At 68.1% G+C, this 10579-nt stretch carries 8 protein-coding genes and 2 pseudogenes; 5 read left to right on the top strand and 5 right to left on the bottom strand.

Annotated features, from left to right (window positions below; translation table 11 throughout):
• Positions 1-2119 (bottom strand): annotated as a pseudogene (locus V7Q39_RS15355) (AsmA-like C-terminal region-containing protein); the annotation flags it as partial.
• A 131-nt stretch (positions 2120-2250) separates the two neighbouring features.
• Here V7Q39_RS15355 and bcp point away from each other — a divergent pair.
• The 5 genes from bcp to V7Q39_RS15330 all read left to right on the top strand — a co-directional run bounded on the left by bcp (position 2251) and on the right by V7Q39_RS15330 (position 7051).
• Positions 2251-2712, top strand: a complete 462-nt coding sequence (gene bcp, locus V7Q39_RS15350; RefSeq protein ID WP_333817484.1) for a thioredoxin-dependent thiol peroxidase — start codon at positions 2251-2253, stop codon at positions 2710-2712.
• Positions 2713-2782: 70 nt separating this feature from the next.
• A complete protein-coding gene (locus tag V7Q39_RS15345; RefSeq protein WP_333817483.1) occupies positions 2783-3598 on the top strand; it encodes a ferritin-like domain-containing protein in 816 nt (271 codons plus the stop codon).
• A gap of 170 nt (positions 3599-3768) precedes the next feature.
• On the top strand, positions 3769-5106 hold the full coding sequence (locus V7Q39_RS15340) for a M23 family metallopeptidase (RefSeq protein WP_333817482.1): 1338 nt from the start codon (positions 3769-3771) through the stop codon (positions 5104-5106).
• Positions 5096-5599, top strand: coding sequence for a bactofilin family protein (locus V7Q39_RS15335; protein WP_333817481.1), 504 nt, complete (start codon positions 5096-5098; stop codon positions 5597-5599). The genes V7Q39_RS15340 and V7Q39_RS15335 overlap by 11 nt, the downstream gene beginning before the upstream one ends.
• A gap of 45 nt (positions 5600-5644) precedes the next feature.
• The gene (locus V7Q39_RS15330) at positions 5645-7051 is read left to right on the top strand and encodes an MFS transporter (RefSeq protein ID WP_333817480.1); all 1407 of its coding nucleotides are present in this window, start codon (positions 5645-5647) and stop codon (positions 7049-7051) included.
• A 6-nt stretch (positions 7052-7057) separates the two neighbouring features.
• Here the strand turns inward: V7Q39_RS15330 and V7Q39_RS15325 are convergent, their stop codons facing one another.
• The 4 genes and pseudogenes from V7Q39_RS15325 to V7Q39_RS15310 all read right to left on the bottom strand — a co-directional run.
• Entirely contained in the window at positions 7058-7825 is a 768-nt protein-coding gene (locus V7Q39_RS15325; RefSeq protein ID WP_333817479.1) for a DUF2189 domain-containing protein, read from the bottom strand.
• Between the two features lie 45 nt (positions 7826-7870).
• Positions 7871-8845 (bottom strand): hypothetical protein, encoded by a 975-nt coding sequence (locus V7Q39_RS15320; protein WP_333817478.1) that lies wholly within the window; start codon positions 8843-8845, stop codon positions 7871-7873.
• 108 nt (positions 8846-8953) lie between these two features.
• A complete protein-coding gene (gene prfB, locus V7Q39_RS15315) occupies positions 8954-10081 on the bottom strand; it encodes a peptide chain release factor 2 (protein WP_333817477.1) in 1128 nt (375 codons plus the stop codon).
• Between the two features lie 85 nt (positions 10082-10166).
• A pseudogene (locus V7Q39_RS15310) lies at positions 10167-10579 on the bottom strand (penicillin-binding protein); the annotation flags it as partial.

Below are 10579 nucleotides of genomic sequence, written 5' to 3'. Positions count from 1 at the left end.
GGTCGATGGGCATCTTGTCCAGCATCCCCTTGCCCGAAAGCTGCAAGCCGTCGGTGTCGACCGCGACCTTCACCTCGGGCGCAGTCAGGATGCGCCCCGGCACAAGCGCGGGCGAGGTCAGGTTGCGGATCGTCCCCGCGACGGTGAAGCTCATCTCCTCGAACGGGATCTTCGGCTTCATCGGCATCACGATCGTCGCGGTCAGCTCGGCCCGCCCGTCGCCGAGGTTGTAGGGCTGTCCGGCCTTGGAGAAAAAGCTGAACGGCGGCTGGTCGAGAAGCGAGAGCGTGGCGGTCAGGCTGGCGGAGGTGACGAGGTCGACCTTCGCCGTCGCCGGGCGCTGGGTGATGTCGAGGATCTGGAACACCGTCCCGTCGGCCTCGATCCGCCCGCCCTCGGGGGCGATGACATGACCCTGATCCAGCGCGACGGTATAGGTCATGTTGTCGAGCGTGGCATGTCCGCGCCCGTTCAGGATCGGCGGCAGGGTGCGCACGAAGCGGACCTCGGTATCGGCGAATTCGTAGGCGAGGTTGAACTGCGGCTGCCCGCCGGGTTCCAGCCGCAGCGCGGCCTGCACATCGGACAGCTGCCCCTGGCCCACATTCTCGGCAAACCACAGGCGGGTCTTCGGCACGGCGGTCACCGGCCAGACCTTCAGAAGCCGCTCGGCGTCGATCTGGTTCAGCCGCACATCCAGCGCGCCGCCCCAGCCCGCCTCCTCGGCGCCGACCTGCCCGGAGAGGAGCAGGCGTTCGTCGCCTTCGGTGAGCGCCAGCTGGCCGATGTCCAGCCGGAAGGGCTGCAAACGGAGGCGCAGGTCCAGCGCGCCCCGGCCGAAGCGGATCGGCTCCTCGAACAGGCCCTCGGGGTCGACCATCACCTCGCGGAAGGCGATCTGGGCGACAATGCTGTCGGGCAGGGCCCCGGCGGGCAGCGGGCCGCCATCGGGCGCGAGCAGATCGCCATGACCCCTGGCCTTCAGGCGCAGCGAGGGGCTTTCGACGGACAGGTCCGCAAGCTCGATCCGCGCAGTTGCCGGGTCGTAGGCCAGCGACATGGCGGCGCGGTCAAAGCCGATGGGCCGTGCCCCCTTGCCGGGCGCGAGGCTGCCCGCGCCAAGGCTGAGCTGGGCGGTCAGGCCCGCGAAGTTGCCGTCCGCGCCCAGCCGGGCCTCCAGCGCCCCGGAGATGGGCGCATCGACGAAGCCGAGAAAGGCGAGCGGCGGGGCCATGGCGGCAAGGTCGGTCGCGGCGATGTTGTCGACCTTGGCGGTCAGGCGGGCGGTCTTTGCCCCCTTGTCGGAGACGACGGTCAGCACCGCCTGCGCAGGTTCGGTCCCGTCGAGGAGCGTCAGCCCCAGTTCGGCGGAAATCGCGGTTTCGCCGTTCTGGATGGCCAGCCGCCCGTCGCCCACCTGCCAGGTCCGCCCCGCCCGGTCGTCGGTCAGGACCAGCGTCAACCCCTCGGCCTCGATCCGGGAAAGCGAGGCCAGCGCGGGGCTGGCGAACAGGGTCTCCACCGCGGCCAGCACTTCGGACGAGCTTTTCGGCCCCGCCCCGTGCCCGTCGAATTCCAGGTCGATGCGGCCCGTGACATCGCGCCGGACCGCCAGCCGCGCGCCGGAGAGGCGGATTTCCGAGGGGCGGATCTTGCCGGTCAGGAGCGCCTTCGGCTCGAACGCCACCTGCGCCTCGGGCAGAGCCAGCAGCGAGCGGCCATTGCCCGCGATCAGGCGGATGTCCTCGATGCGGAAGCGGGGGACGAAGTCGGGGGCAACCGCCAGTTCCACGCCGCCCAGCGAGACCGCCGTGCCCTTCGGCAGCCGCGCGCCCGCCAGCCCCTCGTTCATCCGCGCCTCGATCTCGGCCACGGTCCAGGTCGGCAGGCTGAGCGCCTTGCCGGTATAGGCGAGCGTCAGGTAGCCGAAGGCCAGCGCCAGCACGACCAGCGTCAGGATCACCGTCAGGCTGATCCGCCCGCGCCTGCGCCCCCGGGGCCGCCGTTCGGCGCGCGAAGGGGCGGACGGCAGCGGATCGGTCAGGATCAACGGCTCCGGTCGCCCCGGCGCGGCAACGGGGAGATGCCCGTCTTCCATGCCCGCCGACTGGTCGTTCATCTAAGCCTGGCGCCCCGTTGCAAATGTCCCCACCCCCAAACCGGGGGTGACGCGCGCTGTCCCTGCCTTTATCTTTGCGCGAAGGCAACCAGATGCCTAGTCACAATGCAGCACAAGGCAAGGAGCCGCGCATGATTTCCGAAGGACAGACCGCCCCCGATTTCACCCTGCCCCGCGATGGCGGCGAAACCGTGACGCTTTCGGCGCTGCGTCCCGGCAAGGTGGTGCTGTATTTCTACCCCAAGGACGACACGCCCGGCTGCACGCTGGAAGCACAGGACTTCAACGCGCGGCTGGCCGATTTCGCGGCGGCCGGGACGACGGTGATCGGCGTCTCGAAGGACAGCGTGAAAAGCCACGACAAGTTCTGCAAGAAACACGGTCTCGGGATCGTGCTCGCCTCCGACGAGACGGGGCATGTGTCCGAGGATTATGGCGTCTGGGGCGAGAAGAGCATGTATGGCCGCACCTATATGGGCATCGAGCGGACGACGGTGCTGATCGACGGATCGGGCAAGGTAGCGAAGGTCTGGAACAAGGTCAGCGTCAAGGGCCATGCCGACGAGGTCCTGGCGGCGGCGCGGGCGCTGTGAGGCAGGGCGCAGACCGGGTTCCTTCCCGAAAACCGGCAAAGGTCGCCGAAGACTTTTGGGGAGCCTGGGAATGACGCAAAGCCTGGCGGCGATGGCGGTCGAGGTCCTGACGACCGCCGATGGCCGCGCCAAGACCGCCCTTGGTCGCGCCCATGCCGCCCGCTGGTTCGCCGCCCGCGCGGCGGGCCAGCCGCTGCCCATCGGCCAGGCGGTGCCTCCCTTGCGTCCTGCGCGGCCGGAAAAGCCGGACCTCCTGTCGCCGAAAGATGTCCCCCGCCGCCGCCCCGGCTCGCCCGAGGGGCGGATCGCACTTCTCCATGCCGTCGCCCATATCGAGCTGAACGCCGTCGACCTGCACTGGGACATCATTGCCCGCTTCACCGGCCAGCCGATGCCGCTTGGCTTCTATGACGACTGGGTGAAGGCCGCCGACGAGGAAGCCAAGCATTTCAACCTGATGTGCGATTGCCTAGAGGCGATGGGCAGCCATTATGGCGCGCTGCCCGCCCATGCCGGCATGTGGCGGGCGGCTGAGGACACGGCCAACGACCTGCACGGCCGCCTCGCCGTGGTGCCGATGGTGCTGGAGGCGCGCGGTCTGGACGTCACCCCCGGCATGATCGAGATCTTCCGCAAGCATGGCGAGACACAGGCGATCGAGGCGCTGGAGGTGATCTACGCCGAGGAGGTGTCCCACGTCGCCTACGGCTCCAAATGGTTCAACTGGCTCTGCGGTCGTGACGGGACCGACCCGAAAGAGGTGTTCCACGCCCTCGTCCGCCGCTATTTCCACGGCCAGCTCAAACCCCCGTTCAACGAGGAGAAGCGCGCCGACGCAGGCCTGCCGCCCGACTTCTACTGGCCGCTGGCCGAAGATGCCGGATGATCGGCGGTTTCTTGCCGATGAAAACCCTCCACCGCGCGGAAAAACCCTGGATATGGTCAAAATCGTTGCGACCCTGAAACAGGGTGGATAATCAGGTCCGAGCCCGGGGCCGGAGGCCTTGGGGTGACGTAGCGAAGCCCCTGCCAAGGCTATGAACGGATGACCCCAACGTGCTGAATCGTCTCGCCTATCGGTTCCATCAAAGCCTGGAACGGCACTTTCCCGAACAGCGCCTGTTCCTGAAGTCCGACACCGAGACCCGGTTCATCCGCCTGCGCCCCGCCACCCAGATCATCGCCCTCGTCGGCGGCACCCTGGCGTTGGCCTGGACCATCGTCGCCACCGCGCTGATCATGATGGACAGTATCGGCGCCGGATCGGCGCGGGAACAATCGGTCCGCCAGCAGGCGCTTTACGAACAGCGGCTGAACGCGCTCTCGGTCGACCGCGACCTGCGCGCCGAAGAGGCGGCCCGCGCCCAGGAACGCTTCAACATCGCGCTGACCCAGGTGTCCGAGATGCAGGAGCGGCTTCTCGCCTCGGAAGACCGCCGCCGCGAGCTGGAAACCGGGATCGAGGCGATCCAGGACACGCTGCGCGAGACGATCAAGGACCGCGACCAGGCCCGCGGCGAGGCCGAGCGCGTGACGCTGGCCCTGAACAGCCAGTCCGGCGTCGCGACCGAGATGGGCCATGCACAGGACACGCTCGCCACGCTGGAATTCCTGACCAGCGCGCTTGGTGATGCCGCCGAAGAGCGCAACGAGGTGATGGCCAGCGCCGAGGAGGCGCGCGAGGAAGCCCAGCTGATCGCCGACGCCAAGGAAGCGATGGAGATGCGCAACGACGCGATCTTCACCAAGCTGGAAGAGGCGCTGACCGTCTCGGTCGAGCCGCTGGACAAGATGTTCCGCGAGGCCGGCATGTCGCCCGACGACCTGATCGGTGCGGTGCGCGAGGGCTATTCCGGCCAGGGCGGACCGCTCACGCCGATCTCGTTCTCGTCCTCGGGCACGGCGCCCTCGCCGGAAGAGCTGCGGGCGAACGCGATCCTGACCGGGCTCGACAAGATGAACATGTACCGCATCGCCGCCTTCCGGCTGCCCTTCGCGATGCCGGTCCGCGAGGCCGTCCGCTACACCAGCGGCTTCGGCAACCGCAACGACCCGTTCAACGGCAGCACGCGGCGGCACGAGGGGCAGGACATGGCCGGTGCCTACGGGACCGCGATCTATGCCACCGCCGACGGCACCGTGACCTATGCCGGCTGGGAAAACGGCTATGGCCGCCTGATCAAGATCAAGCATGACTTCGGCGTCGAGACGCGCTACGGCCACCTATCCGGCATCCGGGTCGAAGTGGGCCAAAGGGTCTCGCGCGGGGACCGGATCGGTGATATGGGCAATTCGGGACGGTCCACTGGCACGCACCTGCACTACGAAATCCGCCTGAGCGGGACCGCGATCAATCCGATGACCTTCATAAAGGCAGCGAAGAATGTTTTCTAAAAGCCGCATCAACGAGCCGGGCCCCAAGGCCGAGGCCGAGAAGCCCAAAGCCCCGGAGAGCCCGATGACCAAGCCCAGCATGGACTTCACCCCCACCGCGCCGAAGGGCAAGGCCGGGGCCTCGGTGCTGTCCTCCGACCTGACGGTGGTGGGCAATCTGCGGACCACGGGCGACATCCAGGTCGAGGGTACGGTCGAGGGCGACATCCGCGCGCATCTTCTGACGGTCGGCGAAAGCGCCACCATCCGCGGTGAGATCGTGGCCGACGACATCGTCGTCAATGGCCGGGTGATCGGCCGGGTGCGGGGCCTGAAGGTGCGCCTGACCTCGACCGCGCGGGTCGAGGGCGACATCATCCACAAGACCATCGCCATCGAATCGGGCGCGCATTTCGAAGGTTCGGTGCAGCGTCAGGAAGACCCGCTGGCGAACGGTCGCCCCGCCGGAGCCGTCCGCATGGATGCGCCCGCCGCCGCAAGCGACGCCGAGTAACCCGTCTCCGCCATGACCATCCTGCGGGCATCGGAGGGCACTCCGGTGCCCGTTTCCTTCTGTGCCGACGCCGACCGCCGGGTGATCCTCTGGGCGGCGATCCTGGCCTCGTCGATGGGGTTCATCGACAGCTCCGTCACCTCGATCGCCATGCCCGCGATGCGGCAGGCGCTGGGGGCCAGCCTGCAACAGGCGCAATGGATTAACGCGGCCTATCTGCTGTCGCTCTCCTCGCTGGTGCTGGTGGGGGGCGCTGCAGGCGACCGCTTCGGCATTGCCCGCATCTTCTCCCTGGGGATCATGGTCTTCGTCGCGGGCTCGCTCGCCTGCGCCGCGGCGCTGACGCCCGACCTGATGATCGCCGCCCGCGCGGTCAAGGGGGTGGGGGCCGCCCTGATGGTGCCGGGGTCGATGGCCATGGTCTCGCGTGCTTACCCGCGTGCCGAACGGGGCCGGGCGCTTGGCCTTTGGGCGGCGGCCTCGACGCTGACCACGGCGCTGGGGCCGGTGCTGGGCGGCATGTTCGTCACCTGGGGCGGCGAGATCGGCTGGCGGCTGGTCTTCGCGCTGAATCTGCCGCTGGGCCTTGCCGCCCTATGGCTGATCCGGGGCCGCACGCCGGGCGATGTGGGCAAGCCCGGTGTCCGGGTCGACCTGCCGGGCGCGGGCCTCGCGACGCTTGGGCTGGGGCTGATGGCCTGGGTGCTGACCGACCCCTCCGCTTCGTCCTCGATCGCGCTGGCGGCGGTGGCGTGCCTTGTCGGCTTCCTTGTCTGGGAAAGACTGGCCCCTGCCCCGATGCTGCGGCTGGGCCTCTTCCGCAACCGGGTGCTGGCGGTGACGAACCTTGTCACCTTCGTCCTTTATTTCGCGCTGAACGGGGTGATGTTCTACCTGCCGATGACCGCCGTCTCTGCCTGGAAGGTCACGGCGCTAGAGGTGACGGCGGCCTTTCTGCCGATCTCGGTCCTCATCGGGCTTCTGTCCGCCCCTGCGGGGCGGATGGCCGACCGCTGGGGTCCGGGGCCGCTGATGGCGGCAGGGTCGGCGCTGGTTGCCTGCGCCTATGCCGGGCTTTCGGTCTTCGCGCCGCTGGGGGCATTCTGGAGCCATGTGGTGCCCTGCACGGCGCTGGCGGGTCTGGGCTTGGGTCTGGTCGTCGCGCCGCTGACGGCGGCGGCGATGCAGGGGGCCGAGGATGGTGAACAAGGTGCGGCCTCGGGCGTCAACAACGCGGTGGCGCGGGTGGCCGGTCTGATCGCGATCGCCCTGCAGGGCCGGGTTGCGGCGGCGGCCTATGGCCCCGGTGCCCCGGGCTTCGGCCTGCCGGGCGACAGCGCGGCGCATCTGGCGGCGACGGGCGCGGCCTTCGGCACGGTGGCGCTGATCGCGAGCCTCATGGCGGCGCTGGCGGCAGCGCTGGCGCTGCTGGTCAATCGCCCCGTCAGATAATTGTCGTCAGGTGATCGCCCGGCGGTAGAGGTGCCAGCTGGCATGGCCGAAAAGCGGCAGCACCAGGAAAAGACCCAGGAACCCCGGCAGCATCCCCAGGAACAGGCAGACCGCGATCAGGGCGCCCCAGCCCAGCATCACGGCCGGATTCTCGCGCACCAGGGCGAAGCTGGTCAGCATCGCGGTGACGAAATCCACCTCGCGGTCCAGAAGCATCGGCAGGCTGACCACGGTCAGGCAGAAGAGCAACGTCGCGAAAGCGGCCCCCACAGCCGTGCCGAAGGCCAGCATCGTCAGCCCCTGCGGCGACAGGAACACGGCAAGCGAGGAGGAGACGTTGGTCATCACCGCATTGCCGAGGAAGAGGGCGAAGATCATATGCGACAGGAAGTTCCAGAACAGGAAATAGACCACGATCACCGCCGCGATGGCCGGGATCTGGCGGTCCTTCTGCCGGAAGATCACGCCAAAGATCTGACTGGCGACAAGGGGTTCGCCCGCCTCAAGCCGCCGGGAAATCTCGTAGAAGCCGCAGGCGATGAACGGACCCAGGATCGGAAACCCGGCGCTGGCGGGCAGTGTCCACCACAACTGGCCCTTCGCGGTCATCGCGAAGGCGATCAGCCAGCCGCCCAGCACATAGACCGCCGCGAAGGCCAGCCCCAGAAGCGGCGCCCGGCGGAAATCCTGCCACCCCAGCGCAAGGCTGGCGCGCAGGTCGGAGGCGTCGACCTCGTTGATCTCGGGGGCGGCGGGCGGATGGGTGACGCTCATGCGCGAAGCTTAGGCGCGGCGTCGCCCGTCAGGCAAGGCTGATCGTCAGGGCTGGTGCACCAGCAGCAGCGTCACATCGCCGAACACCGGATGCGGTTGCAGCAGGACAAGCGCACCGCGTTCGGTCCAGCGATACTGCACGGGGCGATCTTCAGTCTGGTGAACCATTGCCCGCCAGATCACATTGCCCGAAGGCAGTGCCAGCGCCAGAAGGATCGGCCCCGGCGCGCCATCGGCCAGTTGCAGCACGGCCAGTCTTCCGGCATCGGGCGACAGCACCGGCCGGGCAAACTCACGGTCATAGGTGCCCGGCGGATTGCCGATCAGCGTCCGCGCCTCCGATGCCCCGGCGCTTTGCAGCATCACGGATGACGGCATGCCGTCCCGGTTCCAGTCGGTCTTGACCACCATGTCACCCTGGTGCCAGCCCCGAACCCGGTCGAAAAGCGCGTCATAGAGCCACTCGCCATCGGGGATCAGCCCGCCCTCGGCGACAGCGCCGGTCGCAAGATCAATGCGGATCACCCCGACGCCGTCCAGCGTCAGCGTGACGAAGCCCTTGTCGAACGCTAGCCGGTTCTCGCCGAAGGCATCGGCAAGCGCTGTGACGGCCAGCCCCGTGCTGCGCGCCGTTTGCTGGCCCGCATCGTCAAAGACCAGCAGCTCCCGCGGCATAAGCGCATCGGTATCACTCGCGGAAGGCTCCGGCGGGGGCGCGACCAGCAGAACCGTGCCATCCGGCGAGAATTCGGTGGCTGCGGTCAGCGGCGGCTCTCCTGCCAGCGGGATCACCGCCTGCACGGTGCCATCCGGCAGCGACAGGTCCAGAATGACCAGCCGATCCGGATCACCCGGCCGCTGCTCGATCCCGGCAAGACGCAGCCGGTCGCCCAGCACCACCATCCCTCCCGAGGGGACAAACCCGCGCAGCTCTGCCGCCGCAAGACAGCCCGGCGCGGCGCTGATGGTTTCGCAGTCGACGGCGCGCCGGCCAATGTCGGCACCGGCGGGCAAAGCCAACAGGCAAAGCGCTATGACTGGAAGGATTGCCCGCATGACCCGCCCCGCTGTTCAGGGGAAAGCTTGCCATGCGCCCCGCCCTGTCACAACGGCGGGTATTCCGACGCCTCAGTCGACGTCGGCGAAGTCACCGCGCTTCTTGCCGCTCGCGTTCAGCGCCAGCGTCGCCGACATGAACCCGTCGAGGTCGCCGTCCAGCGTGCCCTGGGTGTCGCTCGTCTCGTGCCCCGTGCGCAGGTCCTTCACCATCTGGTAGGGCTGCAGGACGTAGGACCGGATCTGGTTGCCCCAGCCCGCATCGCCCTTGTTCTCATGCGCCTCGTTGATGGCCGCGTTCCGCTTGTCCAGTTCCTGCTGGTAGAGGCGGCTCTTCAGCGCCTTCATCGCGATGTCGCGGTTCTGGTGCTGCGATTTGAGCGAGGAGGTGACGACGATCCCAGAGGGGAAGTGGGTGATCCGCACGGCGGAGTCGGTCTTGTTGACGTGCTGGCCGCCCGCACCCGAGGACCGGAAGGTGTCGATGCGGATGTCCTTGTCCTGCACCTCGATCTCGATGTTGTCGTCGACCACCGGATAGACCCAGACCGAGCAGAAGCTGGTATGCCGCCGCGCCGCGCTGTCGTAGGGGCTGATCCGCACCAGCCGGTGCACCCCGGCCTCGGTCTTCAGCCAGCCATAGGCGTTCTTGCCGGAAATCTTGTAGCTGGCCGACTTGATCCCCGCCCCGTCGCCTTCGCTTTCCGACTGCAGCTCCACCGTGAAGCCACGCTTTTCCGCCCAGCGGACATACATCCGCGCCAGCATCGAGGCCCAGTCGCAGCTTTCGGTGCCGCCCGCGCCCGCGTTGATCTCCAGGAAGGTGTCGTTGCCGTCGGCCTCGCCGTCCAGCAGCGCCTCGAGCTCCTTCTCCGCGGCGAGCTTCACCAGATCGGCCAGGGCCTTCTCGGCCTCGGTGACGATCTCGGCATCACCCTCCATCTCGCCCAGCTCGATCAGCTCGACATTGTCCTTCAGGCCCCCGGCGATCAGCTTGTAGCCGGCCACCGCATCCATCAGCGACTGGCGGTCGCGCATCAGCTTCTGCGCCTTGGCCGGGTCATTCCACAGGTCGGGGGATTCGATCATCGCGTCGAATTCTTCCAGCCGGTGCGGCGCAGTCTCCCAGTCCATCCGCTGCGCCAGAAGCTTCAGGGTCTTTTCGATGGCTTCGACATTGCCTTGGGTTTCGGCGCGCATGGGTCGGTCCTGATGGGTTCTCGGGCGCGGTCATAAAGCGAAGGCCGCGTGCGGGCAAGGGCGGGTCCCCGGTCTATTCGGTGGCTCAGTACAACCCGCCCGAGGACACCGTGCCGAAATCGGCCTTCTTCGGCACGACCACCGTCTCGCCCTTCGAGTTGGTGACGGTCTTGCCCTGGTCCCCGTCGCCCTCGCCCTCGCCATAGGCGAAGAGCGGCAGGTTCTCGCCCATCGCGAAGCCGCCGTCGACCACCAGGCCCAGCCCGATCAGCGCGTCCTCGCCCTCGCGGAAGTATTCGGCGATCACGTTGTCGCCCGAGGCCGTGTCGGGCAAGGGCTGGCCGGTGAAGCGGTCGATCTTGCGGAAATAGCCGCCGGGCGGCACCTTGAACGCGCCGCCGCCGTATTTCTGGATCGCATCCTCCATGAAGTCCTGGAAGACCGGCACGCAGAGGGTGCCGCCGAAGGCGCTTTCGCCCAGCGTCTTCGGCTGGTCGT

Source organism: Tabrizicola sp., from assembly GCF_036781545.1.
Lineage (GTDB): Bacteria > Pseudomonadota > Alphaproteobacteria > Rhodobacterales > Rhodobacteraceae > Tabrizicola.
This window is presented reverse-complemented; position numbering and strand designations above follow the sequence as displayed.